Origin of the sequence: Thiocapsa marina 5811 (assembly GCF_000223985.1) — a bacterium.
In the GTDB taxonomy this organism is placed as follows: Bacteria; Pseudomonadota; Gammaproteobacteria; order Chromatiales; family Chromatiaceae; genus Thiocapsa; species Thiocapsa marina.
This window is the reverse complement of record NZ_AFWV01000002.1, coordinates 413,600-439,053: the sequence shown is the minus strand read 5'-3', so window position 1 is coordinate 439,053 and position 25,454 is coordinate 413,600. Positions and strand designations below refer to the sequence as shown.

At 64.7% G+C, this 25,454-nt stretch carries 20 protein-coding genes and 2 pseudogenes; 10 read left to right on the top strand and 12 right to left on the bottom strand.

The features are described 5' to 3' along the window. Positions 1-75 precede the first annotated feature (75 nt). Positions 76-312, bottom strand: coding sequence for a thioredoxin family protein (locus THIMADRAFT_RS04310; protein WP_007191753.1), 237 nt, complete (start codon positions 310-312; stop codon positions 76-78). A gap of 53 nt (positions 313-365) precedes the next feature. Between THIMADRAFT_RS04310 and THIMADRAFT_RS04305 the strand changes: the two genes are divergently transcribed. Then, positions 366-797 (top strand): winged helix-turn-helix transcriptional regulator, encoded by a 432-nt coding sequence (locus THIMADRAFT_RS04305; protein WP_199484205.1) that lies wholly within the window; start codon positions 366-368, stop codon positions 795-797. Here the strand turns inward: THIMADRAFT_RS04305 and THIMADRAFT_RS04300 are convergent. Continuing rightward, positions 794-1,141, bottom strand: coding sequence for a M48 family metalloprotease (locus THIMADRAFT_RS04300; protein WP_007191751.1), 348 nt, complete (start codon positions 1,139-1,141; stop codon positions 794-796). The two genes, THIMADRAFT_RS04305 and THIMADRAFT_RS04300, sit on opposite strands and share 4 nt — an antisense overlap. 945 nt (positions 1,142-2,086) lie before the next feature. Further along, on the bottom strand, positions 2,087-3,757 hold the full coding sequence (locus THIMADRAFT_RS04295) for an amidohydrolase family protein (protein WP_007191750.1): 1,671 nt from the start codon (positions 3,755-3,757) through the stop codon (positions 2,087-2,089). A 227-nt stretch (positions 3,758-3,984) separates the two neighbouring features. Between THIMADRAFT_RS04295 and THIMADRAFT_RS04290 the strand changes: the two genes are divergently transcribed. Continuing rightward, positions 3,985-4,977 carry an FUSC family protein gene (locus THIMADRAFT_RS04290; RefSeq protein ID WP_007191749.1) on the top strand — a complete coding sequence of 331 codons (993 nt, stop codon included), beginning with the start codon at positions 3,985-3,987 and terminating at the stop codon, positions 4,975-4,977. 45 nt (positions 4,978-5,022) lie between these two features. Beyond that, the gene (locus THIMADRAFT_RS27375) at positions 5,023-5,895 is read left to right on the top strand and encodes an HlyD family secretion protein (RefSeq protein ID WP_007191748.1); all 873 of its coding nucleotides are present in this window, start codon (positions 5,023-5,025) and stop codon (positions 5,893-5,895) included. Between the two features lie 34 nt (positions 5,896-5,929). Here THIMADRAFT_RS27375 and THIMADRAFT_RS24420 read toward each other — a convergent pair whose 3' ends face one another. The 4 genes from THIMADRAFT_RS24420 to THIMADRAFT_RS04270 are packed head-to-tail and all read right to left on the bottom strand — an operon-like array spanning position 5,930 to position 9,582. Then, entirely contained in the window at positions 5,930-6,544 is a 615-nt protein-coding gene (locus tag THIMADRAFT_RS24420) for an ABC-type transport auxiliary lipoprotein family protein (RefSeq protein ID WP_158308357.1), read from the bottom strand. Between the two features lie 23 nt (positions 6,545-6,567). Further along, positions 6,568-7,647, bottom strand: a complete 1,080-nt coding sequence (locus THIMADRAFT_RS04280) for an MlaD family protein (protein ID WP_083829203.1) — start codon at positions 7,645-7,647, stop codon at positions 6,568-6,570. After that, positions 7,644-8,453: an ABC transporter ATP-binding protein gene (locus tag THIMADRAFT_RS04275; RefSeq protein ID WP_007191745.1), complete on the bottom strand. Its 810-nt coding sequence runs from the start codon at positions 8,451-8,453 to the stop codon at positions 7,644-7,646. The genes THIMADRAFT_RS04280 and THIMADRAFT_RS04275 overlap by 4 nt, the downstream gene beginning before the upstream one ends. Before the next feature lie 31 nt (positions 8,454-8,484). Beyond that, a complete protein-coding gene (locus THIMADRAFT_RS04270; RefSeq protein WP_050799473.1) occupies positions 8,485-9,582 on the bottom strand; it encodes an ABC transporter permease in 1,098 nt (365 codons plus the stop codon). A 554-nt stretch (positions 9,583-10,136) separates the two neighbouring features. Between THIMADRAFT_RS04270 and THIMADRAFT_RS28195 the strand changes: the two genes are divergently transcribed. From THIMADRAFT_RS28195 to THIMADRAFT_RS28495, 3 genes and pseudogenes are all read left to right on the top strand, one after another. Then, positions 10,137-10,523 (top strand): hypothetical protein, encoded by a 387-nt coding sequence (locus tag THIMADRAFT_RS28195; protein WP_199484204.1) that lies wholly within the window; start codon positions 10,137-10,139, stop codon positions 10,521-10,523. A gap of 42 nt (positions 10,524-10,565) precedes the next feature. Beyond that, positions 10,566-12,287 carry a SulP family inorganic anion transporter gene (locus THIMADRAFT_RS04260; RefSeq protein ID WP_007191742.1) on the top strand — a complete coding sequence of 574 codons (1,722 nt, stop codon included), beginning with the start codon at positions 10,566-10,568 and terminating at the stop codon, positions 12,285-12,287. Continuing rightward, positions 12,281-13,905 (top strand): annotated as a pseudogene (locus THIMADRAFT_RS28495) (phosphoketolase family protein); the annotation flags it as partial. The gene THIMADRAFT_RS04260 and the pseudogene THIMADRAFT_RS28495, both read left to right, overlap by 7 nt. 514 nt (positions 13,906-14,419) lie before the next feature. Here THIMADRAFT_RS28495 and THIMADRAFT_RS04250 read toward each other — a convergent pair. Continuing rightward, positions 14,420-15,496 (bottom strand): helix-turn-helix domain-containing protein, encoded by a 1,077-nt coding sequence (locus THIMADRAFT_RS04250; RefSeq protein WP_007191739.1) that lies wholly within the window; start codon positions 15,494-15,496, stop codon positions 14,420-14,422. A 105-nt stretch (positions 15,497-15,601) separates the two neighbouring features. Between THIMADRAFT_RS04250 and THIMADRAFT_RS04245 the strand changes: the two genes are divergently transcribed. Genes THIMADRAFT_RS04245 through THIMADRAFT_RS04235 form a run of 3 tightly spaced genes read left to right on the top strand, consistent with a single transcriptional unit; the run spans position 15,602 to position 20,666 of the window. Further along, complete coding sequence (locus tag THIMADRAFT_RS04245) at positions 15,602-16,588, top strand: SphA family protein (protein ID WP_007191738.1); 987 nt, start codon at positions 15,602-15,604, stop codon at positions 16,586-16,588. A 53-nt stretch (positions 16,589-16,641) separates the two neighbouring features. Continuing rightward, a complete protein-coding gene (locus tag THIMADRAFT_RS04240) occupies positions 16,642-18,237 on the top strand; it encodes an arylsulfatase (protein ID WP_007191737.1) in 1,596 nt (531 codons plus the stop codon). Positions 18,238-18,290: 53 nt separating this feature from the next. Next, positions 18,291-20,666, top strand: a complete 2,376-nt coding sequence (locus THIMADRAFT_RS04235; RefSeq protein WP_007191736.1) for an arylsulfatase — start codon at positions 18,291-18,293, stop codon at positions 20,664-20,666. Positions 20,667-21,149: 483 nt separating this feature from the next. On the opposite strand, the pseudogene THIMADRAFT_RS04230 reads toward THIMADRAFT_RS04235, so the two are convergent. Together THIMADRAFT_RS04230 and THIMADRAFT_RS27365 are read right to left on the bottom strand one after the other, a co-directional pair. Beyond that, positions 21,150-21,500, bottom strand: a pseudogene (locus tag THIMADRAFT_RS04230) (chromate transporter); the annotation flags it as partial. Between the two features lie 29 nt (positions 21,501-21,529). Then, complete coding sequence (locus THIMADRAFT_RS27365) at positions 21,530-21,790, bottom strand: hypothetical protein (RefSeq protein WP_199484203.1); 261 nt, start codon at positions 21,788-21,790, stop codon at positions 21,530-21,532. A 578-nt stretch (positions 21,791-22,368) separates the two neighbouring features. Here THIMADRAFT_RS27365 and THIMADRAFT_RS04220 point away from each other — a divergent pair. Then, complete coding sequence (locus THIMADRAFT_RS04220; RefSeq protein WP_007191733.1) at positions 22,369-23,928, top strand: class I adenylate-forming enzyme family protein; 1,560 nt, start codon at positions 22,369-22,371, stop codon at positions 23,926-23,928. A 140-nt stretch (positions 23,929-24,068) separates the two neighbouring features. On the opposite strand, the gene yciA is transcribed toward THIMADRAFT_RS04220, so the two are convergent. Together yciA and THIMADRAFT_RS04210 are read right to left on the bottom strand one after the other, a co-directional pair. Next, positions 24,069-24,506, bottom strand: a complete 438-nt coding sequence (yciA, locus tag THIMADRAFT_RS04215) for an acyl-CoA thioester hydrolase YciA (protein WP_050799472.1) — start codon at positions 24,504-24,506, stop codon at positions 24,069-24,071. A 123-nt stretch (positions 24,507-24,629) separates the two neighbouring features. Beyond that, on the bottom strand, positions 24,630-25,454 hold the full coding sequence (locus tag THIMADRAFT_RS04210) for an enoyl-CoA hydratase/isomerase family protein (RefSeq protein WP_007191731.1): 825 nt from the start codon (positions 25,452-25,454) through the stop codon (positions 24,630-24,632).

Genomic DNA, 25,454 nt, shown 5'->3' with positions numbered 1-25,454 from the left:
CCCCGGCGACGGCATTGCCGGTGCCGGGGTTGCCGGCGTCTCCGTGCCCTCCGGACACGAGATCCGTCGCAAGGATCATCTCAGCGCGTCGATCCCGGCTCCGAAATTGATATGAAATGCGGCCCCGTCCAAGACCAGGGCCGGCACCGATTTGACTCCGAATCCCTCCGCCTCCTCCAGGCGCGAACGATCGCTGCCGAGATGGACGACCTCGACCTCATACCTCGCAGGGTCGATCGCACTGGCGAGATTTTGCTCGGCCGCGATGCAGACAGGGCAACCGGCATGATAGAAGATCGCTTTGCTCTTCATCTTGGTCTCCGTTTGGATGGATGGCCTCGGCATGCTGCAGAAGCCTGATATGGATGTTGGGCGCATCAGGCTGGATCGAACAGCGGGCACTTTTCGGTGAGCGGAGCACTTTTTGGTGTAATTTACTGATGCAAAAACGAATAAAAAAATCATCGCCGCCGCTTCGATCGACCTACAAAAAACTCGAAGACGTGGTCGGCTGCAAGTGGTCGGTCTCGGTTCTGCAAGCCGTCGGTGCCGGCATCGCACGGCCCGGCGCCTTGGAACGCCATATCGACGGAATCTCAACCAAGGTCCTGTCGGAACGACTGCGCAAGCTGACCCAATACGAGTTGCTGTCGAAGCAGATCTTCGCCGAGTCGCCGCCCCGGACGGAGTACAGACTCACCGATAAGGGTCGGAAGCTGGTGGACATCATCGATCGGATCAGGACCTTGGACGAGGAACCGGGAAAAGCGGATAAAGGGGATCTGCCGGATAGCTAGACGTCGATATCTCGACTGGAAGCCACTACCGCCAAACGCCGTATCCCCGGTTCATCCGCGAACAGATCCACCAGCATCAGCCCGCCTTGGACCGCGAGCTCCTGAGTCAAGCGCTCGTTCGAGTGGTCCGCCAGCACATGCCCGATCTCATGGGCGATGACGGCGGCGAGCTGATCCGGCGTGCGGACGACAGCCAGCATGCCGGCATGCACGCCGATCTTCCCGCCGGGCAGTGCGAAGGCGTTGGGCGTGGGGTCGTCGAAGACGGCGATGGACCAACGCCCATACGGCTGCGGCAGGGCCTCCACCAACGCCTCGGCGACGCGACCCACGTCGGCACGCACGCGGATCGGCGTTTAGCGGCGGGGTCCGAAGCAGCTCCTCGAAGCCGCGTTCACCGAGCGCAGTCATCTGCGCCTCCGGCACCGGCGCGACCTGTTTGCGGCCCGTGGGGGACTCCTCGCATCCGGTACCGAACAGGGGCGGCCGGCGGCAGGACGGGCAAAAAAAGGGAGCGCAACGGATGGGGGCGTCGAGTGTGCATCTCGTGATGGCGTTGATTCGGGGCTTCGATGAAAGGTCCGCAGATTGGGTGCCGCTGACCAATTCCGTCGGATGACTTCGCTTCTCGTGAGGGTGTCCACACGCCGCTTGAGCCTTCAAGAAACGGTGCGCGCCTTGATTACCCGCAAAACGCCGAGGCCTCGGAACCTGCTGCAACAGATAGGCCTCCGCAAAGACCGGATCTCGACACTGGAAAATCCGGCGACCGATGCACGGATTCCTGTCAGTCGAGTCGCCGGTGCAGGCGGCGGCTGGGCCCCATCAGCGGTCAGTCGCGGCCGTTCAGTCTTGCCGTCCTGAAAGGTCGTTGTCGGCCAATAAGAGACATTCAGGAGGCGGACTGTGGCTCACCACTGCAACCTTTGTTTCCAGCTATTTGGGTCCGCAGCGGAAGACGTGTGGTCGGTAGTTTTTCCAATCCGCGGGAAATCCTCGACCCTCTCCTGAACGGTGAATCTGGTCATCGACGCCTAGATTTTGGAAGCCAGGATTCGTCGCATTGCCGACACTGGATGCGTTCAAGCATGCCCACAACGATCCTAGGCGAACAATCCGATCAGAAGCAGCACCAGCCAGGGGTACTGTGAGCCAGGTCCCCACAACGCGGCAGAGTCCCTTTGTTGAAGGATTCCCCAGCCGCGCTCAGACCGCACAAAGCTGCCGCCATGCCGGCTCACATCGGCTTGGGCCAATCCATTGCGAGGGCGAAGCCGCTGGCCAGCACCTCAATGGATGTGCGGCTCTACCTCAGGCACTCCGACTTTGCGCGGCTGATCACCGGGCAAGCCGCCGCCGAAGTCCACCGGTGAGGTGTAAAATTGCTGCGTCCAGTGCTCAAGGGTGAGCGGCTCAAATCGGCTCTTTTCTGGCTCATAGCGAATCGGTTGCCCGGGATTGACGCCTTTGAGCACCGTCGAGTCCTTGACCACGATTTGGCCATTGACGATGACATGTGGAATGCCCGTGGATGGCTGTGCGCCCTGTTCGTAGGTCGCATTGTCGGTGACCGTCTCCGGGTCGAAGATGGTGATGTCCGCGACCATGCCTGCTTGCAGGCGGCCCCGCTCCTGCATGGCCTTCAGGCCCATCTTGCCCAGCGGCCGGGCGGAGTTGTAACTGGACATCGCAACGATCTGCATGAGCGGGATGTTGTTCTCCCTGGCCAGCCGCAGCGCCTTGGCATAGGTGCCGGCCGTCCGCGGATGGGTGTTGGGCAGCTGATCGTAGGGGGTGTCCCAGCTCAGACCGTCATAGGGAATCAGCGGCATGCCGTCCGTGATCAGTGCCACGTCCGGCAGCCTGAGCCAATCGAGAATCGCCGACTCGGGCATCTTGAACACGAGCACCGCCCGCGTCGGCTCCTGTTTGAGCATCTCTTCGCGGCTCTGCTGGGTGTACCACTCCCCGGTCGCGACATCCTGAATGGTGTCCTCGTACCTGTAGCCGAGCTGATTGACCCAGACCTCCGGCTCAAGGAAGACGGCGTTCAGGGCTGTGGAGCCGGCGGCATAGGGGTAGATCTCGCCCCAGACATTCATGCCGCGCTCGCGCATCCGCACCAGCAGCTCGTGCACCAGGTTGTAGCCGGGGTTGTTGAAGTGGCAGGCCAACGCCGGAGCGCCCAGGGCCGCCGCGTTGGCCAGCAATTCCTGAATCCCGTTGCTCTCGGTGACCTCGTCACCCGGGGTATAGCGAAAGTGGGCGCCGGTTTGCCGACCATAGTGTCCGGCAAGGCGCTGTAGCTCGAAAAACTCGCGCGCGGAAACGCCGGTGCGCATGTAACCGAGGGTCGAGCCGAGGCCGAGACCGCCGGCCTGCAACCCCTCGTCCAACAGCGCAAGGATCCGATTGCCCTCCTCCAGGGTGGGCTTGCGGCAGCACCAGCCATCCGCCTTACGGCTCTCGATGGCGCTGTAGATATCCTGTGCACCCTGGAAGCCGTCGAGCACCTCGGCGCGGGCGAACTCATGCGCCACCGCCTGACCGTAGTTCAGCTGGTTCTTGCCTTCACGCTCCTTGTACCACTGCGCGATGAACGGCCCATGGGTACCGAGCTCCAGATCCAGCGCGGTGGTCCGGCCGTCGCGCAGGGCCAACTTGTTGGTCCAGGGCCGGTCGGAGTGCCAGTGGGTGTCGATGAACCCAGGCGCAACCACATGACCTGTGGCGTCGATCGTCTCGGCGCCGGTGATGTCGTCGTTGGTGATAACACTGATTCGGCCATCCTTGATGCCGACGTTGGCGAGGGCGTCGTACATCGTCTCCGGGTCCATGACCCGACCGTTGACAATGACCAGGTCGTAGTCCTGGGCTGCGGCAACCTGCGCGGCCGCGAGGAGCCCGCAGACGAGGCTGGCCTTGCCAAGGCGTCTCAATAGGCTTGATGTTCGTTGCATCTGGATGCTCCTTTGGCTGGCGCGGCGCCTCACGCTACCGTGCTGCGACACGGCTGACTAGAGTCCCTTTCGGGACAGTGGCGCGCGCAAGGAGGGTGCAGTAGGCTCCGAAGTTTACCCAGGGAATACGCTGATAAATCGGAATTTCTCTGCGCCAGGGTAGCCATAGTCCTTTCGGCAGTCCTGTTAAGCACCAGCGCCCAAGCAACAGCCAGGCTCGCGTCATTATGACGGGCTCCCTGGGAGTGACCCTGGCCACGAACCCGCAGTTGCCCATGCGCCTCGCCTTCAAGCCCGTTGCCCTGTCCATCGCCTTCGCGAGCATCCTGTACATCTTCGTCATGCCGCGGCTGTCGAGCTTCACCGAGCTCGGGTGGCTGATCTTCGCCGTGACCTTCGCCATCGGCTACCTGTTTTACAAACCGCAGCAGATCCTCGGGCGGGTGGCCGGGTTGGCGATCTTTTTCACCATGGCGGGCATCTCCAATGCGCAGAGCTACAGCTTTCTGTCCCTCGCCAACACGGCCCTGATGTTTGTGCTGGTCTTCATGATCCTCGCCCTCGCGGCCTATGTGCCGTTCTCGCCGCAACCGGAGAAGGCGTTTGTTCGCCTCCTGCGCCGCTTCTTCCGCAGTTGCGAGTACCTGGTCTCGACCCTGGGCTGGGACCCGGATTCGGATTCAGCCCGCCGTCCGACACGGCTGCAGCGCTGGCGCCGGTCCTACCATGCCGGACAGATCGCGACCTTGCCACAAACGATTTCGCTCTGGGGCAAGTCCATCGACCCCAAGCTGCTGGCCGGCACCACGCCTGAGCAGCTACAGGCCCTCGCCACCGATATCCAGGCGCTCGGCTACCGGATGCAGGAAACCCTCGAAGCGCGCGCCGCGGTCCGCTCCGTGTCCACGGGGCCGGAGGTGCAAAATGAGATCGACACCTGGCGCACCGGTCTGAAAGAGATTTTCCGGCGCCTATCGCTCGATCCCGATGCGGCGGATCATGCCGGCTTCCGCGCCCTGCTGGACGCCAAGCTCGAGCGCCTGGAGGCGCACATCGAAGCGGCGCTGAACAAAGCAGACACCATCAGCATCCCGGCAGCGAAGGCCGAGCGCGCCTACGGCCTCCTCGGCACCCACCGGGGCCTCTCCGAGGCGGTCATCGCGTTCGCGAAACAAACGGCCGTGATCGACTGGCAGCGCCTGCGCGAGGCACGTTTTTAACCCGGTGATCTATACCGTGATCATCGGAAGCCTCGTCATCCCGTCATGAGCAAAATCCCCGCACTGCTGAGATACGTCCTGACCGGCGTCGTGGTCCTGGTCGCCGTCGGGCTGGTCTTCTGGAAATACTGGGTCTATGTCACCAACCCCTGGACCCGCGACGGTCAGGTGCGTGCCAACGTCATCCAGATCGCGCCGCGGGTGTCGGCGCCGATCGTTGCCCTGCCGATCAAGGACAACCAGTTCGTCAAGGCGGGCGATCTGCTGTTCGAGATCGACCCGCGCACCTATCAGGCGGCCCTTGACCAGGCCAAGGCCAACCTCGACCAGACCCGCGATCGCATCAAGGACCTGGAGACGCAGGTCAAGTCCGCCGAGGCGGCCCTGGAACAGGCGGAGTCCGGTATCAAGCAGGCCGAATTCGCCGTGAACAGCGCCGAGGTCACCGTGGTCAAGACCAAGGCCGACTTCGAGCGCGCAACTAAACTGGTGGCGAAGGGTGACGTCGCCAAGCGCACCTATGATGAGGCCGTGGCCGCCAACGACGTGGCCCAGGCCGACCTCGCCAAGGCCCAGGCGCAGCTCACCCAGGCCGACTCGGCGAAGCTCCAGTCCCAGGCCCAACTGGCGCGGGCCAGGGCCGAGTTGGGCGCCCCGGGCGAGGACAACGCCCAACTACGTGCCGCCAAGGCCGCGCTGGAGACGGCGCAGATGGACCTGGAATTCACGCAGGTGCGCGCCTCGGTGGACGGCTATGTCACCAACCTCAACCTGCGCCTCGGCAGCCAGGCGGTCTCCAACCAGCCGGCGCTGGCGCTGGTTGACGCAGCGAGCTTCTGGGTGCACGGGTGCACGGCTACTTCCGCGAGAGCCTGGTCGGCGACATGCGCGCCGGCGACCCTGCCGTCATCACCCTGATGACCTATCCCGACCAGCCCCTGCAAGGCCACGATCAAAGCGCATCGGCAAGGGCGATTGCCAGTTCAGCCAGGATCTCGCCGAGTGCCTCCCCATACCCGCGGATCAGGGCCTCGGGACTCTGCTCGGGCAAGCGCACTCGCCGGCCGATGGTCCGCTCCAGAATGGGGCTGGGGCTGATTCCGGTCAGGTCCATCAACCGAAACTGGATCGTGATCACGGCTTCCGGCGCCCGACCGGCCCGGAAGTCGCCGTACAGCTCGTTGACCACGGCGTCGAGCACATAGCTCGAACCGTGGCGGTTACCCGGCTGAGCGACGGACTGGAACGGGCCCGCCCGATCAAGCCACGCCGCGATGCGCGAGGCGAGCATGTCGTCTGGCTCGGCGATGAACGCATTGTAAAAGTCGCTGGCATAGCGAACGTCATCGACCCGAAACACCAAAGATTTGCCGGCGTAGACCGGGGCAACGCGCACCCGGCCCATGGTCAGGGTTTGCGGTTTGCGCGGCAGGCTCGATGTTGGTGGTGTTGGTTCGATCGCGTAGAGAGCGGCCTCGGGCACCGGCTTGCCGATGGCGCAGCCGCCAAGCAGCCACACCGGGATCAGCGTCCCGGCGAACAGGGCGCCCGTCAGGATCGCCGGCAACCGGAAAGCCGTGCACTGCCGTTTCATTTGGTTCGATTCCATGGAAAGTCGGCCTTTTTGGGCGGAGCGCCGAACAGGACGCCCGCCGGATAGCGCTTCGCGGTCTCCGAAAGCGTTCGCAGGTTGTCGGCTGTCGCGCGGAGGTCTTCAACGACCACGCGCACGTCGTACTGGTTGTCGCCGACGAGGGCATCGATACGCTGCACGGCGCGCGCGAGACTCGCAATCATGGTGTCGAGCTCCTCGCGCGCGGCCAAGGTGCGCAGACGGTTCGTCAGCGCGGCGGTGTTGTCGAGGGTCTGCTCCAAGGCCGGCAACGCCAGCAGCGCGTTCAACCGGGCAGAGGCAGACGCGATGTCGCCGACGGCCTCGTCGATCGGCGCCTGGGTGATCACCTCGTCCAGGTGTTCGACCAGGGTGCGCGCTTCCTTGATCAAGCTGTCGGCATCGGCGGAAAGCGCGTCCACCGGCACGCGCCCGATCTTGTCGTCAAGGGTCAGCACAAGACGATCGAGGTTCTGGCCGAGGGAACCGATGTCCGCCTCGTTCAGGCTGGCCAGAAACTGCTGGGCCGATCCGATGATCTCACCGGTCATGCTGGGCGCCGAAGGCACGACGGGATAGTCCGGCGTCCAGGCAACGGTGGGTTCCGGGTACTTCTCCGGATCGAAGTAGTCGAGCGCCAGGTACTGCTGGCCGGTGATCCCGGCGAGCTGGGTCTGTGCCCGTAGCCCCCGTCGAACATACTCGGGGAGCTCGGCCTGCCACTGTTCGACCTGCGCCGACGTTGCGCTGAGCTTCGTTCTAACGACAATGAAGGCGGCTCGCTGCTCGAACGGCACACCGTTCTCGTAGGCGACGGTCGACATGACGATCTCGCTGACCTGCCCCAGCGGAACCCCGCGGAAGCTCACCTGGGCGCCGACACCCAGCCCGGAGACCGACTTGTCGAAGTAGGTCTCGAACACCAGTGTCGGGGCGAACAGCGAGCGACCGCCCAGCACGAACAGCAGGCCGGCCAAAATGGTCAGCGCCAGGACCACGAACAACCCGAGCCGGCGATAGCGTTGCTTCTCGGCCATGCTGATGTCCTCTGGGCTCATGTCCTCTTGGTGCCGGCGTCGGGCAGCGCATCCGGCTCGCGGTTGAAGAACTGCCGCACCCGCGGATCCTTGCTCTGATCGCGCAGCTCCGAGGGCTTGCCCTGCGCGATGATACGACGCGAAACGGGGTCGAGCATCACAGCCCGGTCGGCGATGGTGAAGATGCTCGAGAGCTCGTGGGTGACGACGACAAAGGTGAAGCCGAGGTTTTCGCGCAGCCGAAGGATGGTGCGGTCGAGGTTCGCTGCAGTGATCGGGTCCAACCCGGCGGAGGGCTCGTCGAGCAGCAGGATATCGCAACCGAGCGCCATGGCGCGGGCGATGCCGGCGCGCTTGAGCATCCCGCCGGAGAGCTCGCCCGGCATCAGCGACTCGGCATACCCCATCTCCACGGTACGCAGCAGCAGGCGCGCGACAAGGTCTTTCTGCGACGGGCCGATGTCGGTGAACTCGTCCAGGGGGAAGCGGACGTTCTCCAGCACCGTCAGCGACCCGAACAGTGCGCCGCTCTGGTACATGATCCCGAGCTTGCGCTGGATACGCGCCTTATCCGCTGGGCGCGCGCTGACGATACTGTCCCCGGCGATCAGCACATCACCCGCCATGGGTGGGTAGAGGCCGATGATGTTCTTCATCAGGCTCGACTTGCCGCAACCCGAGCCGCCGAGGATCACCACGATCTCCCCCCGCTGCACATCGAAGGATGCTTTATCCAGCAGCACCTTGGTGCCGTAGCCCATGCGCAGGTTGCGCACGCTGATTGCCGGCTCGGCGTGGACCGCGGTGGCGGCTTCAGCCGGCGCCATCGTTGCTTGACCTGCCGTCATCATCTGCCGGTCAACCGGACAGCAGCACGGTGAACAGGCCGTCGAGCACGACGACCCACACGATGCTGGTCACGACCGCGCTCGTTGCCGAGAGGCCCACCGAGGTCGCTCCGGCACCCGTGGACAGCCCGCGCTCGCAGCCGATGGCAGCGATCGCAAACCCGAACACCGCGGCCTTCAGAAGACCCACCAGGAGATCGTTCATGCCGACGGCGCCGAGCAGGTGGTTGTAGAACTGGACGAAGCCGATGTCGAAGCTGACCAACACAAGCGCGCCGCCGAACAACCCGACGACATCGGCGAACACCGTCAGCAGCGGCACCACGAGCACCGCCGCCAGCAGTCGCGGCAAGACCAGGAAATGGATCGGGTCGAGACCGAAGGTGAGAATGGCGTTGATCTCCTCGTTGACCTTCTGGGTGCCGATCTGGGCGGCGAAGGCGGCCCCGGTGCGCCCGGCGAAGACGATGGCGGTCATCAGCGGCCCGAGTTCGCGCAACATGGCAACGCCCACACCATCGACGACGAAGATGACCGCGCCGAATTGCCGTGCGACCAGCCCGATCTCGAAGGCGATGATCACCCCCATCAGGAAACCAATCAGGAGCACGATGGGCACCGCGTTGGCACCGGCCTCGGTGGCCACGCTCAGCGTCTCGCTCCAGCGGACGACACCGCGGCGACGGGTTGCCAGCAGAAAGGCCGCGCCGCAGTCGCCGAGGAACGCGAGCATCCGCTGCGTATAGGTGATCTGCTGCTCCGTCGCGCGACCGATCTGCTCGAACAGACCGACAGACGGCGCCTGCGGCGCCGCGCCGCTGAGGTCCTCCGGGTCATCGTCGGGAACCAGTGTCGCGAGGTTCGGCGCCAGGCCCTGTATTTCGATCTCGGCACCTTTCGGTCGCCGCCGTCGCTTCAGATCGAACAGCAGTGCGATGCCGGTATTGTCGACGTAGTCCAAGCGCGACGCATCCACGACAACCCGCCGATCCGGGTTGCGTTCCAGGGTTTGCGCCGCTTCGGCCCAAATCGGACCGATGTTCGACGCCGTGAGGCGACCCTCCAGCGCGAACGAGAGATCTTCAGTCTTGATCGAATCATCGCTCATGGCGGCCAAACCCGGGTCTCCTCACAATCTGATTTCCAGGGTTGTCATTCAGGAAGTGCCAGACGATGGAGGTCGATAAAGCCGAGGGCGACGTACCCGGGCAAGCGCATACGCCGACCATCCGGGTCATCGACCACCGCGCGCGCGCAGCCGGCGAATCTCGGCGGATCTGTTCGCGCCGGGCTAGGAGCCCGTTGCTGTCGATACCGTCCGACCCCCAGCGGGCGTCGCTCGTTGCAATTCGTTGGAGATCTTAGCCGGCATCGCCGGTGTTGCACCCGGCTGGCGGCGCGCCCTGCTGCACGACCTCATTGCCTCAGCACGCGCAGAGGCGCGCTGCATTCCTCGACCCGAATCGTCCCCCGTAGACGGGGTGATCTCCGGAAATCTGCTTAAACAGGCGAGCGTAAGTCGGATCGAGACGGAAAGGTAGAGTCCCTTTCGGGACGGTTGTGTGATGCCAAGCGCCACTCTACTTTTTCGCCGTTACCGGGTGACATGCAGAAGACCTCTTACCTGGATTTCACCACCGACCGGATTGTGGAAGGCTTGATATGTGTTTGGTATCAGCGGTTTCTCTAAGGGGTGGCATGCGGCGCACGGCGTTGCCCAGGCCGCCAAGGTCGCCGCCTAACCCGCGCATCGCTGCTGCCCGGATCGGCGCTCCGACTTCCGGGCGAGCAAGGCAACCATCGCACCTGTCACCTCCACAAACGCAGACCATCAACCATGTGCTCGGCGCGATGAACCCGCAGGGCTGCACGGTCACCGGCTTCAAGGTGCCCAGCAAGGACGAGGCGGCCCGCGATTTCCTGTGGCGCTATCACCAGCACACGCCAAGCAAGGGGCAGGTGGCCATCTTCAACCTGGTGATTCAAAGCATCACGAAAAAGGCGCTGGATAACGAGCAGGCGGGCAAGCGCCCCGGCGCGGCCGGTTGAGAAACCTTTGATCATCCTTGCAGACATCCCGGAGACCGAAACATGACTGACGCCGAGCAGCCGCCGGGTCGGATTCGCCGTGTCGTCGGCCGGGTCGCTCCCGGCGTCGAGAGCTTGTCCCGCTACCGCGTCGCCTGGCTGCCCGGCGACATCGCGGCGGGCCTGTCGGTGGCGGCCGTCGCGCTGCCGGTGGGGATCGCCTATGCCGACATCGCCGGCGTGCCGGCGGTGATCGGCATGTACTCGGCGATCTTCCCGCTGTTCGCCTACGCCCTGTTCGGCTCATCGCGACAGCTGATGACCGGGCCGGACGCCGCCACCTGCATGCTGATGGCCGCCGCTCTCGCACCGCTCGCCGGCGGCGACACAGAGCGCTACTTGGCGCTGGTGACCGCCATGACCCTGGGCGCCGGCATCATCTATCTGCTGGCGGGCACGGCGCGGCTCGGCTTCATCGCACGCTTCCTGTCGCAGCCGATCCTGGTCGGCTTCATGAACGGGATCGCTGTGCTCATCATCGTCGGTCAGCTCGACAAGCTGTTCGGCTATTCGGTCCAGGCGCCGGACTTCCTCGGCAAGCTGGCCGAGCACGTCGAACGCCTGCCCACGGCCCATCTGCCGACGCTGCTCCTGGGGCTCGGCTCGCTGGTCGGGCTGCTGGCACTGCGCCGTTTCGCGCCGCGGCTGCCGGGGGCCTTGGTCGTGGTCGTCGTCGGCATCGCACTGGCCGCGGCGCTCGGCCTGGAGCAGCACGGCGTCGCCGTGCTCGGCGCGGTGCCCGCGGGCCTGCCGGAATTCTTCCACATCCCGCTGCTGCCGGCCACGGACTACCCGCTGATCCTGCGTGATGCGGCCGGCCTGGTCTTGGTGAGCTTCACCAGCGGTATCTTGACCGCGAAGGGCTTCGCCCAGCGCAATCACTACCCGATCGACCCCAACCGCGAGTTGTTCGGCTTCGGCGCGGCCAACCTCGCCTCCGCACTGGCCCAGGGCTTCCCGGTCACCGGCGCGGATTCGCGCACCGCGGTCAACGACGCCATGGGCGGCAAGACCCAGCTGGTCGGCATCGTCGCCGGCGGCGCCATGCTCGCGGTGCTGTTCTTTCTGACCGCGCCGCTCGCCTTCGTGCCGATGACCGCGCTGGCGGCGGTGATCATCGTCGCCGCGGCGGGGCTGTTCGATGGTGCGATGCTGCGCAAGCTCTATTCGATCAGCCGCGTCGAGCTGGCCTTCTCCGTCGGCACCACCCTGGGCGTGCTGGTGCTCGGCGCCTTGCCCGGCGTCCTGCTGGCCGTGATCCTGAGCCTGCTGCAGCTGCTCGCGCAAAGCTCGCGGCCGGTGGATGCCGTGCTGGGCCGCGTGCCGGGGCTGAAGGGCTTCCACGACATCGACGACTACCCGGAGGCGAAGACCATCCCCGGCCTGCTGCTGTATCGCTTCGAGGCCAGTCTGGTGTTCTACAACGTCGACTACTTCCGCGAGCGGGTGCTGGCGCTGATCGCCGCATCCAAGACGCCCGTGGAATGGGTCGTGATCGATGCGAGCTCCATCAACGTGGTCGACGGCACGGCCATCGATGCCATCGATCGGCTGAGCGAAGAGTTGGCCGCCCGCGGCGTCGTGCTCGCGAGCGCGAACGTCAAGCGCAGCCTGGACCGACCCTTTCAAGGCGCTTGGGTCGACGCGCGTCGTGAGTTAACTGCCGATCGCGTCTACCCGACCGTCAAATCGGCGATACGCGCATTCGAGCAACGGCGGGCATGATCTATCTGCTCGACAATCCGCTGCTGCGCGAGCCCCTCAAGGAAGCGCACATCAAGAAGCGGCTCCTCGGCCACTGGGGCGCGAGCCCCGGCCTGTCGTTCATGTGCGTGCATCTCAACCGGATCATCAACGCCCACGAGCAGGAGGCGATCTTCCTGGCCGATCCTTCATCTCAACGGCTACAAGATCAACAACCCGACGCTGCTCTCGCGCATCCCTCAGGAGGAGCTGGCGGAGCTGATGCGCGGCTACGGGTGGACCCCCCACTGCGTCGAGGGCGACGACCCGATGACCATGCATCAGCAGATGGCGGCAACCATGGACGCCTGCTACGCGGAGATCCGCGCCTTCCAGGACGAGGCGCGCAGCTCCGGCAAGGCGACCCGCTGCCACTGGCCCATGATCGTGCTGCGAACCCCCTAGGGTTGGACCGGGCCGAAGGAGGTCGACGGCCACAAGGTCGAGGGCTTCTGGCGTGCCCATCAGGTATCCCTGTCAGGGATGCGCAACAACCCAGCCCACATCAGGCAGCTCGAGGACTGGATGCGGAGCTACAAACCCGAGGAGCTCTTCGACCAGTCGGGCCGGCTGATCCCGGAGCTCAAGGCACTGGCGCCCAAGGGCATCCTGCGCATGGGCGCCAACCCCCACACCAACGGCGGACTTCTGCGCCGGGCCCTGCGCATGCCCGACTTCCGGGACTATGCGCTCGAGGTGCCCGAGCCGGCCAAGAGCCGAGCCATGAACACCAAGCCATCCGGCGCGCTGCTGCGCGACATCATGGCGAAGAACATGGGCAACTTCCGGATCTTCGGCCCGGACGAGAACACTTCGACCAAGCTCGACGCGGTCTACGAGGTCAGCAAGAAGCTCTGGCTCTGCGGTGGTGAACAAGAACCCGGAGGTCACGCGCATCTATCTGCCGCCGGACGTCAACACCCTGCTCTCGACGGTGAACCACTGCCTGCCGAGCCGCGACGACATCAACGTGATCGTGGCCGACAAGCAGAACCACCTGCAGTACCTGGACATGGACGCCGCCATCAAGCACTGCACCAAGGGCATCGGCACCTGGGAATGGGCCAGCAACGACCAGGGCAGCGAGCCCGACGCGGTGCTGGTGGGCTGCGGCGACATCCCGACCAAGGAGGCCCTGGCCGCCGCCGCGCTCCTGCGCGAGCACTTCGACGACATCAAGATCCGGTTCATCAACGTGGTGGACCTCTTCAAGCTCCAGCCCGCGGGCGAGCACCCCCACGGGCTCTCGGATGCCGACTTCGACAGCCTGTTCACCAAGGATCGGCCGATCATCTTCAACTTCCACGGCTATCCCTGGCTAATCCACCGGCTCGCCTACCGGCGCACCAATCACAGGAACCTGCACGTGCGCGGCTACAAGGAGAAGGGCAACATCAACACCCCGATGGAGCTCGCGATCCAGAATGAGATCGACCGCTTCAGCCTGGCCATCGACGTGATCAACCGGGTCCCGCGCCTCCAGGTCGCCGGGGCGCATGTCAAGGAGAAGCTCCGTGATATGCAGATCGAGTGCCGCAACTACGCCTACGAGCACGGCATCGACAAGCCCGAGATCGACGATTGGGTGTGGCCCTATTGAGCTGGCCGCGTCTGTGAACGTGACGCCGAGCCGGACCGGCCCGTTGTGGCCGGTTGGCTCGGTCGTCATCACTGCGCGCCAGCACAAGTCGAACGGCGTGGGTCACGGAAGCCGATCCACCGGGGTCTGCGGAAGGACGTCCGGCTGCATTTGCGATGTAGGCCGGCTTCGTCCGGGCCAGCTGTTGTCGCTCGCTTTATTCTGCGAACATTTCTCAGGCTGATCCGGGCTGGCCATGCCGGATGTCTGCCCTGGCGTCCGCTGTCGGCCAAGAGCGGATCAAATGAGAGCGCATCGGCGATCCTTACTATGGTTAAAAGGTGACAAGCCTACGTATCACTCATGGACCGCAAGCGTCCACCGAACGCTCTCGAACGCTGCTTACTGATCCCGAACAGGGGTTCGACGACGGGAGCGGAACGTCGATCCCGTGGCTTCAGAAGCCGGCGGCCCGTCCGAAGCGAGGACTAGGCGCCGTCGCCCGAGTCGCCGCGGCGAGATGAACAGCAGTCGTTCATCCTCGGGCGGCGATGCCTGTGCCATCGGCGGTCTGCACAGGCTGTGTCGCCCACAGTCGTGGCGCTTCGTCGCGATTGGGGCGGGCGAGTGTCGCTGACGGGCCCTCTCCGAATGTGCGCCGGTAGGTCCCGGCGAGGCGGCCGAGCTGCGTGAAACCGAGATGATAGGCCAGCTCGGTGACGGTCGATTCACCCAGGGCGCTAGCGAGTAGGGCGCGGCGCAGCGCATGCAGGCGCAGCCTGCGGATGAAGGCCGCGGGCGACAGGCCCAATTCCTCCCGAAAGGCGTATTCCAGGGTTCGCGCGCTGACGGCAGCTGCGGCGCAGAGCGCCGCCGTGTCCAGCGTGGCGAGATCCGCGTGACGGATGCACGCGATGGCGCGATCGAATCCGCGTCGGCGCAGCGACAGGGGCGCACGGGGCTCGCCCCCGCTCAGGCTCAGCACCTGCGCGAGTCCGGTGACCAGCTCGGTCTCCAAGGTGGCGATGACAGCCGGATGACGCAGCATCTCGGGCGCGCCATGGGTGCGCGTCAGCAGACCCGTGAGCCGGGCCGCCAGTGCACCCAGGGTCTCGGCATCGGCCGGGAGCAGACGGCCAAATGCGGCGGCCTCCAGCGCCGCGTAACCCTCCGCCGACAGGTGCCGGCGCAGCAGCGTCTTGCGGATCAGCAGCATGATGTGCTCCTGGCCGGCTTCCAGGAGCACCTCGACCCCGCCCGGCAAGGTCACGGGCACGCCGCGCTCATGCAGTGGCCGGCCGAACCATGAGGTCCGCGCGCCGGGGCGGACCACCACCGCGAAGGCGACCATCCCCTCAGGCGAGAGCGCCTGCGCCTTCACCCGGCTGGCGAAGGACTCGTGATACAGGATGCAGTCGGGGGTGGCGAGGAAGGTCTTGCGGTTGTGGAAGGGGCCTGCGCCGAGCGGTGTGGCCAACAGTTCCCAGGGCTGTGAGATCCGTTCCCAGTGGCAGGGGTCCGCGCACTCCTGGATGCCCACGATGCCGAGCCCGGTGTATCCGCTGATCTTTCCGGACGGCGGGGACGCCGGGATCTTGTCTGCTGCGCTCATGCCGGCCCACCTTTGCGCAAAGTGAATAGCGAAGACCGGCAATTATACCCTAGCCTCCGCGAGCTGATTGATCATGCTCATTAACCGGCCTTCGGGAGCGCCTACGTGCCCAAGCCCCATCCCACCTCCGCGCTCGTCGCCGGCCTGCTCTTTGCCCTCGCGGGGGCTTGCGCCAGCGCCGCCGAGGGCGGCAAGTCCCTGTACCTGCTCGGCAAGCGCGGGCCGCTCGCGGGCCTGATTCCGAAGCCCGGCTGGTATGTCACCAACGATCTCTACGACTATTCGGCGAGCTCCAGCGAGCTGGTTCCGATCAGCGGCCGAGTGAATCAAGGGGTCTCGGCCGAGGCCCTGATCAACCTCCTGCAGCTCACCTGGATCACCGATCTCGATCTGATCGGCGGGCGCCTCGCCCTCGGCGCCCTGATCCCCTACGGCCGGGTGGAGATCGAGGCGACGGCGTCGGCGCTGACGCCGCCCGGGCTGCCGAACGCCCTCGGCAAGTCCGACCGGGTGACCGATTTCGGCGACCCGGTCCTCGCGGCATCGCTGGGCTGGAAGCATCGCAACGGCGACCTGTTCCGCGCCTGGAACCTCTACAGCTCGCTGTTCATCCCGGCGGGCTCCTACGAGGTGGGGCGCATCAGCAACATCGGCGCGAACCGTTGGGGGCTCGATGTCGGCAGCGCCTTCAGCATGGCCAACTTCGGGACCGGCCGCGAGGTCTCAGGGGTGCTCGGGGTGACCTTCAACGGCGAGAACCCGGACACCGGTTACCGCAGCGGCACCGACCTGCACCTGGAGCTGAGCGCCCGCCAGCACCTGCCCAAGGGTTTCGCGATCGGACTGGCCGGCTACTACTACCAGCAGCTCACCGCCGACAGCGGCTCCAATCTGCTGGGCGACTTCAAGGGGCGCGTCGCCGCGCTCGGGCCCGAGATCAGCTATCAGTTCCAGGCCGCCGGCCGGACCATGGGCCTGGACCTGCGCTGGTATCACGAGTTTGCGGCGCAGAATCGCGTCGAAGGCGACGCCGTTTTTCTGACGCTATCGCTCCCACTGCAGCGGGACAGCGCGGGCGCAGGCGCGCGATAAGCAGAGCAGGGCGCACGACGGCACCCGATCTCACCCATCAACGAGGACATAAGATGAACCCGACCCCCTTGATTAGACGCTTCCTGCTGGCCGCCTGCCTGCTCCTGCCGGCCGCCGCGACACTGACGCACGCGAGCACGCTGAGCAAGGCCGTGCGCACCAGCGAGAGCATGGAGCCGGCGCTGTCCTTCCCGGAGCAGGAGCAGGCCACCGCCAAGAAGCTCGCCGACCTGCGCACCCGTTTCGGCCAGCCGCCCAACATTGTCTGGCTGGTGATCGACGACATGGGCTGGGGCGACCCCGGTGTCTACGGGGGCGGTGCGGCCATCGGCGCGGCGACGCCCAACATCGACCGGCTGGCCGGAGAGGGGCTGACGCTGACCTCGACCTATTCCCAGCCCACCTGCACCCCGACCCGCTCGGCGATCCTCACCGGGCGGCTGCCGGTGCGCACGGGACTCACCCGCCCGATCCTCGCCGGCGACACCCTGGCCAAGAATCCCTGGGCGGACGAGATCTCCTTACCCAAGCTGCTCGGCGAGGCCGGCTATACGACGGTCCTCACCGGCAAGTGGCACGTCGGCGAGGCCGAGGGCATGCGGCCGCAGGATATCGGCTTCGATGAGTACTACGGCTACTACCCGGCGCAGAAGGAGCTCTCTCAGGCCTTCGACAAGCGTCGCTACCCGGACCTGGTGCTGAACCCCGAGCGGCTTGCGATGCTGCGCGCGACCGGTGCCAGCGAGGCCCTGATCCACGGCTTCAAGGGCGGTGAGACCACGGAGGTGTCGCAGATCCGGAGCATCGAGGACATGGCCGAGGCCGATCGGGTCCTGACGGACTTCACGGTCGCCAAGATCGCGGAGCTGGCCAAGGCCGACAAACCCTTCTTCCTGGAGCACGCCTTCATGAAGGTCCACGCCGACAACTTCCCGTCGAAGGCGTTCGAGGGCAAGAGCGGCAGCAAGTATGCCTACAAGGACGCGGTGGTCGAGGTCGATGCCTACATCGGCGAGATCGTGCAGGCGCTCGCCGATGCCGGGGTGCTGGAGAACACCTTCGTCTTCATCACATCCGATAACGGCCCCCAGCTCGACGCTTGGCCGGACAGCGGTTACACCCCCTTTCGCGGCGCCAAGGCGTCGGCCTGGGAGGGCGGCGTGCGCGTGCCCGGCATCGCCTATTGGCAGGGCACCATCGCCCCCGGACGGCAGAGCGATGAGCTGTTCGACCTGATGGACCTATTCAACACCGCGCTGGCCCTCGCCGGTGCCAGTGACAGCATCCCGACGGACCGCTACATCGACGGCATCGACCAGACCGCGTTCCTGCTCGCCGACGACGGCCGTTCACGGCGCGAGAAGGTCTACATCTGGTCCGAGCAGGATCTGATGGCCATGCGCATGTACGAGTACAAGATCCACCTCAAGGTGGTGCAGACCCAGGCGCAATGGCTCGACATCGACATGACCACGGTCAGCGACGTCGGCATCGCCCCCTGGCTGTTCAATCTCTACATCGATCCCAAGGAGGAGTATCCCGTCGGGCACCGCATGAACGCCTGGCTCGCCTCCATGGCCGCCGAGCTGAAGGCGCACGCGGCGACCTTCAAGAAGTACCCGCCCAAGGACATCGGTCTCGGGCAATAGGCACCCGCTCGCACGGCCGTTGGCCGGTATTGCATTCATTGGAGAATCGATTCATGAAACGCGTGTTGCCTTCCCTCGCCATGACCCTCGCGCTTGCCCTACCGGGTGGGATCGCCAGGGCCGCCGATCCGGCGTCCATGCCGGACGACGGCTCGGTCCTGCCCTTCCCGCCGACGCCCTCGGCTAGCATCGCCGGGCCGACGCTGCAAGAGAGCAAGCACCAGCGCCGAGTCGAGCAGAGCCATCTGCCCGAGGACGCGCCCAACATCCTCATCATCCTGCTCGATGACGTCGGTTTCGGCCTGCCGGACACCTACGGCGGCCCCATCCACACGCCGACACTCTCCCGCTTGGCCAACGAAGGCATCAGCTACAATGCCTTCCACACCACGGCCATCTGCTCGCCGACGCGCGCCGCGCTGCTGACCGGCCGCAATCACCAGCGGGTCGGCTCGGGCACCATCGCCGAGCGTGCGGTGGACTGGGACGGCTACACCGGCGTCATCCCGCGCACCTCCGCGACCCTGGCCAAGGTGCTGGGCGAGTACGGCTACAAGACCGCGGCCTTCGGCAAGTGGCACAACACCCCGGCTACCCAGACGACCGCCATGGGGCCTTTCACCCTCTGGCCGTCCGGCGAGGGCATCGGCTTTGACTACTTCTACGGCTTCCTCGCCGGCGAGACCTCGCAATGGGAGCCGCGGCTGGTCGAGAACTTCAACCCCGTCGAGCCGCCCCACGACGCGACCTATCATCTAAGCGAAGACCTGGCGGAGAAGGCCGTCACCTGGCTGCGCAAGCACCGCGCCTTTGCCCCGGACAAGCCCTTCTTCATGTACTGGGCGCCGGGCGCGGCGCACGGGCCGCATCATGTCTTCAGCGAATGGGCGGACAAGTACAAGGGCCAATTCGACGACGGCTGGGACGCGCTTCGCGAGCGCTCCTTCGAGCGTCAGAAGGCTCTGGGCTGGATTCCGCCCGACACACAACTGACGCCGCGCGCCGAGAGCATGCCGGGCTGGGACAGCATCCCCGAGTCCCAGCGCGCCTTCCAGACACGGCTGATGGAGGTCTTCGCCGGCTTCGTGGAGCATGTGGACGTCCAGGTCGGCAAGGTCATCGACGAGCTCGACCGGCTCGGTGTCCGCGACAACACCCTGGTCTTCTACATCTTCGGCGACAACGGCTCCAGCGCCGAGGGCCAGAACGGCACGATCAGCGAGCTGCTGGCGCAGAACAACATACCCAACACCTTGGACCAGCACCTGGCCGCGCTCGATCAGCTCGGAGGCCTGGACGCGCTCGGCGGACCCAAGGTCGACAACATGTACCACGCTGGCTGGGCCTGGGCGGGAGGCACGCCGTTCCAACACACCAAGCTGATCGCCTCCCACTTTGGCGGCACGCGCAACCCCATGGCTGTGTCTTGGCCTGCCAGTATCGCCGCGGACAAGACGCCGCGCTCCCAGTTTCACCATGTCAACGACATCGTCCCGACCATCTACGACATCCTCGAAATCACGCCGCCCGAGGTCGTCGACGGCTTCGCGCAGGACCCCATCGACGGCGTGAGCCTCGCCTACACCTTCAGCGATGCCGACGCGCCGGGGCGCAAGACCAAGCAGTACTTCGACAACAACGGCAGCCGTGGTCTCTACAAGGACGGCTGGTTCGCGGGCACCTTCGGCCCCCTGACGCCCTGGCTCACGGTCAGCCCGGGGCTTGCGACCTGGGATTCGAGCGAGGACGTCTGGGAGCTCTATGACCTGGGCAAAGACTTCTCCCAAGCCGAGAACCTGGCAGACCGCGAACCGCAGCGCCTTGCCGCGATGAAGGCGGAGTTCCTCGAGGTTGCGGAAGCGAACAAGGCCTTCCCCATCGGTGCCGGCATCTGGCTTCGCATCCACCCGGAGGACCGCATCAAGACCCCCTACACCAGCTGGCAGTTCGACGCGACCACCACGCGCATGCCTGAATTCACCGCGCCCGGCCTCGGCCGCGAGAGCACCCATGTGGTCATCGACGCGGACCTGCCGGAGAACGCCTCGGGCGTGCTCTACGCCTTGGGTGGCGCCTCCGGGGGCTTGAGTCTGTACATGGACCAGGGCCGGCTCGTCTACGAGTACAACATGCTGGTCATCGAGCGCTACGGCGTCGCCAGCGCCGAGAAGATCCCGGCGGGCCGACACCGCATCGAGGTGGACACGACCATCGCCAAGCCGGGCGCGGCGGCAGAGGTGATCCTGCGCGTCGACGGCGCCGAGGTCACCCGCACCGAGGTGGCGCGCACCGTGCCGGCGGCCTTTACCGCCAGCGAGACCTTCGACGTCGGGGTCGATCTGGGCTCACCGGTGTCGCTGGACTACTTCGACCGGCGGCCGTTCCCGTTCGACGGGCGGATCAACTCGGTGCAAGTGCACCTCAAATAGGTGAAAGCGCAGGGCCGGAAACGCGGGGGCAATCTTGGCTGGAACAATCCGGTCCCGCCCCGAGGGCACGCCTGGTAGGAGGACTGGATCAACCAGACGTAGATTCGCACGGCGGCACGATACCGTCGGATGTTGCGGCGATCGAACAGTTTGCCCGAACGGGCGGACAGTCCGCTCTGGGTCGGGAACGGCCTGTTGCCCCAGCGCGGATTCCTGGAGCGTCACAGAGTGACACCGTTTGCGGGAGATCGCCGCACAGCGACCGCTTTGGGAAACCTTTACGCGATCTTCGCTCCGGCGTTCAGTGACGGCATAGCGTCCTGAGCGATCACTCCGGACCTGTCACCGAGCGACTGGTCTGACTCGTCAGGCCTTGCGAACACCCTCTGGGCGTTGTCGCATTGTGGGATAGATGGCCGGTGGCGAGGTCCGACAATTCTAAACGTTCGTGACGAAATCCTGTTGGAAACAACACGGGCCAAGTTACGCCATGAAAGAGTAGCCCAGCCCGGCCAGCGCACACGCGGCGATCACCGGTATGATGCCGACGTTGAAGCGCCACAGTGCGACCAAGGCTCCAATCGTGAGCACGAGAGAGAACCATTCGAAGGGGCCGGAGAAAGGCGCTTCCTTGGTCGCGCCGGGCCAGAGGACATGCCACGCAAAGAACACCGCCAGATTGACGATGACCCCGACGACGGCCGCGGTGATGCCGGTCAAGGGCGCGGTGAACGTCAGATCATGCCGCGTCGCTTCGATTGCAGGGGCACCGATCAGGATGAAGAGGAACGACGGCAGGAAGGTGAAGAAGGTCGCTACGCTCGCCCCCGCGATCCCAGTAAAACAGGGACAGACCACGTTTTCTACAAACCGAGCGTCCCTTGCTCTCCGACATCCGACTCCTTTCGCGGTCGTCCAGGCGAGCCCTTCCAGGTCCGTCGTCCGACCATGGCGGCCACCTGCCGCTCGAACCTCGGGCTGCCGATCACGAATCCGCCGTTGGTGCAATCGCGCAGGCGCCGCAGCAATTCGGCACTGAGCACGTCCTCGAACATCCGACGATACGCGGCGAGACGCGTCTCGTCGGAGCCCGCCAGTTCCCGGTAGAGCGCGTGTGGCGTCACCACGGGATCCGTTCCGCCCAAAGCATTGGCCCGGTAACTCGACCAAGGATACGCCCCCGGCGCAGGGACCATCGACGCGCGGACTGGGTTCAGCTCAATGTAGCGCTGGCAGGCGAGGAGGTAGGCGTCGGCCTCAATCAGCGACGAGCGGAACCGGCCTTCGAACAAGCCGCCGGTGCGTCGGTAAGTGCGGTTAAACCGCGTCTATGACGGTATGCGTAGTTTCAGGTGATCAACCAGGTTGGCGCTCATCTTTGGCGTCGGCGTCGACGCGGTTTAATCTTTTATATTTTTTAATACTTTAAACCGCGTCAGCGCCGACAATCGTTGAGTCTGCCGCAACCGATCCAATCTGGAAAACATCGCATACCGTTCTGGGCGCGGTTTAACGTGCTGGACATACCGCTGTCCGAGGCGCTTCATCAAATCATCCCGACCGTTCAGAACGAGGGACCGGCAGCGGGCAGCGGGGCAGCGGAAAATATGAGGTTGAAGTCATTATCACTTATTGCGTAGTCTCGGCTTGCCGCAGAAGGCCTCGGCGTGGTTTTGGGCGAGTGAAATTGGAGATGACGAATATGTTCGATGACGACGCGTCCAGCCTCGCGCGGCTGTGCGACACCGGCCTATCCCTAGACCCGCAGCGAGTCGCCCTCATCCAGGGCAAGCGGTCGATGACGTATGCAGAGCTTGAGCAGCGCATCAATCGGGTCGCCAATGGGCTGATCTCGCTCGGAGTCGAGCGGTTCGAGCGCGTCCTCGTCATCTTCGAGAACGACATCCGCTTCCCCGAAGTCCTGCTCGGTATCGTCAGGGCCGGCGCCGTAGCGGTCCCGGTCAACTTCAAGTTCCCGCCGCCGCAGCACATCGATCTGGCTCGAGACTGTGGGAGTCGCATCGTCTTCGGCAGCGCCGGGATGGCCGAATCCGTCCTCGCCTGCCTGGCCGACGGGGGTGCCGAGGTCGGTATCGTCGTCGATGCCGACCGGAGTCCGCTTCGAAGCTATGACGACTGGCTGGCCTCATCTTCGCCCGAACGCTGCGATCATGGGTCGGCCGGCAGCGACGTCTGCATCCAGGCGTACACCTCGGGCTCGACCGGACGGCCCAAGGGGGTTCTTCTCGCGCACCGTGGCCTACTGCGTAACGTTCAGCTCCAAGCGGAGTCCAACCGGATCGACGAGAACTCACGGGTCTTGTTGTCGACGCCGCTCTTCCACATGAACGCCACTGGCTCGGGACTCCTCCCGTGCCTGAGCCAGGGCGGCTCGGTGGTCATTCTCAAGGAGTTCGACGCGGAGCGCGTGATCGATGCGATCGAGACGCACGGCTGCACGTACACCACTGGTGTACCGGCCACGTACAAGCTGATTCTGAATGCCGCGCGACAAAGAACGCACGTGGATGTCTCCAGCCTCGAGTTCATCGCAGTGGGGTCTGCTCCCATGACACGCGCGCTTCTCGACGAACTGGTCCAGACCTTGCCTGGTGTCGATGTGATCGAAGGGTACGGGCTGACGGAGTGTGGGCCCATCATCACCCTCAACCCACGCGGCCGACACAAGCTGGGCACGATCGGTCCCGCTCTTCCGGGCTTCGAGTGCAAGGTCATCGACTCCGACGGGAACATTTTGCCACAGGGAGAGGCGGGCGAACTTGTCGTGCGGAGCGAGTGCAACGCCCTCGGCTATTACAACCGGCCGGACGCCCAGGCGGAGCGCTTCCGGGACGGCTGGGTGTATACCGGGGATATCGTGGTCTGCGACCCCGACGGCTGGTTCACCTTCAGGGGGCGCGTCGATGACCAGATGCAAGTGGGAGGCGAGAACGTCTTCCCGGCCGAAGTCGAGAACATCCTCGCCACTCATCCGGAAGTGCGGGACGTCTGTGTCGTTCCTGTCCCCCACGAGGTGAAGGGCCAGGTTCCGGTGGCCTTCGTCGTGCGCAACGTCGGGTCGAACCTCGGCGAGAAGGAACTCACCGACTACTACATAGAGCGCGGACCCGCGTATTCCCATCCGCGCCATATCTACTTCATTGACGAGATGCCGCTCTTGGGGACCGGGAAAACCGACCTGAAGGCTCTTGAAAGGCAGGCACTTGAAAGGCCGGCTGAAGAGCCAGGCCCAGGAAGATAATCGATCAGGACATCGGCACTATCACGAAGACCTTCTCGCTGACCCGCTTGGCCAGGGCAGAAAGATAATCGCCAAATGAAATGCAGCCTGACCGGGTGCCAGAGTCTCGATACCGGACGAAAGGAGTATCGCCGTTTCGGTTACCCGGCCGCACGCGCCGAGTCCGGCACCGGTCGTTTTTTTCCGGCTTCATCCACCGCCACGTAGGTGAAGTTGGCCTCGGTCACCTGAAACGTCGGCTTCTGGGGCTCGCCCGTTGGTGTGCGCGGCTTGACCCAAACCTCCAGCTTCAGGGTCACGGACGTGGTTCCAATCCGAATCACCCGCCCATGGCAACACACCACATCCCCCACCTTGACCGGTTGATGAAACTTGAATGCGTCCACCGCCACGGTGACACAGCGTCCGCGGGTGAGCTCCCGCACCAGGATGGCCCCGCCCATGTCCATCTGCGACATCAGCCAGCCCCCAAAAATATCTCCGCTCGGATTGGTATCCGCCGGCATGGCCAACGTGCGCAAGAGCAATTCGCCGTGTGGTCCGGCAGTTCCGGAAGCATGCTCCTCGTCATTCTTCATTGATTGGTTCATTGCAAACCCAAAGCAAGAAGGCCGAGATCCTCGGCCTTCTTGTGCAATTCGTTCTCCAGCTCGGGCCTCACCACCTGAGTCACTTCGAACCCCGTTTCGTACGGGGCGAGTTTATTTTGGAAAAATGCAGCCAACGAATTTTGATGTGTCCAGCGGGTCTTGAAAATTCGCTTTGCGCTTATTCATGAAGGCGTCGGCTCCCTCGCGGAGGTCCTGCGTACGCTGTAGCACATCGAGCACGTTAAGCAGCTTCGCGATTGCCTGCTCCTCGGGCAAGTAAATGCCATACCGCAACGCCTGCTTGGCGGCACAAATGGCCTGCTTCGGAGCGCTTGCAAGCCTTGCAGCAAGTTTTTGCGCGTGTGCGAGCACCTCGCCCTTAGGCTTAATGTGATTGGCGTAGCCCCACGCGAGCGCTTGCTGCGCATCGATCATATCACCCAGCAAAAACAACTCACTGGCGCGGCCAATACCGATACGCCGTGTTATACGCACTGTGCCTCCACTGCCGGGTATGGCGCCAAGGTTTATTTCGGGTACGCCGAATTTTGAATTTTCGGCGACCACGATGATGTCGGCGCCGGCTGCGAGTTCCATGCCGCCGCCCAGCGCATAGCCTTCAATGGCCACAACTGTGGGTTTCGGGATATTGGCGAATTTGGTGAATGTTTCGTTCTCAGGAGCGAGCTTGCGAGACACGACGGAACCGTCCGCCAAGAGTCCGGGAAATTCCTTGATGTCGGAGCCGGTGCCGAAAGCGCGGTCACCGTCGCCTGTGAGTACAATCGCTCCTATCGCCGCGTCAGCCTCAAGGGTGGTCAGGGCCGCGTCCAACTCGCGCCTCATATCCAGTGTCATGACGTTCATCGGCGGGTTGACCAGGAACACGGTCGCCACGCCGCCATCGATCTCCACGCGTACTTTTTGGTCACTCAT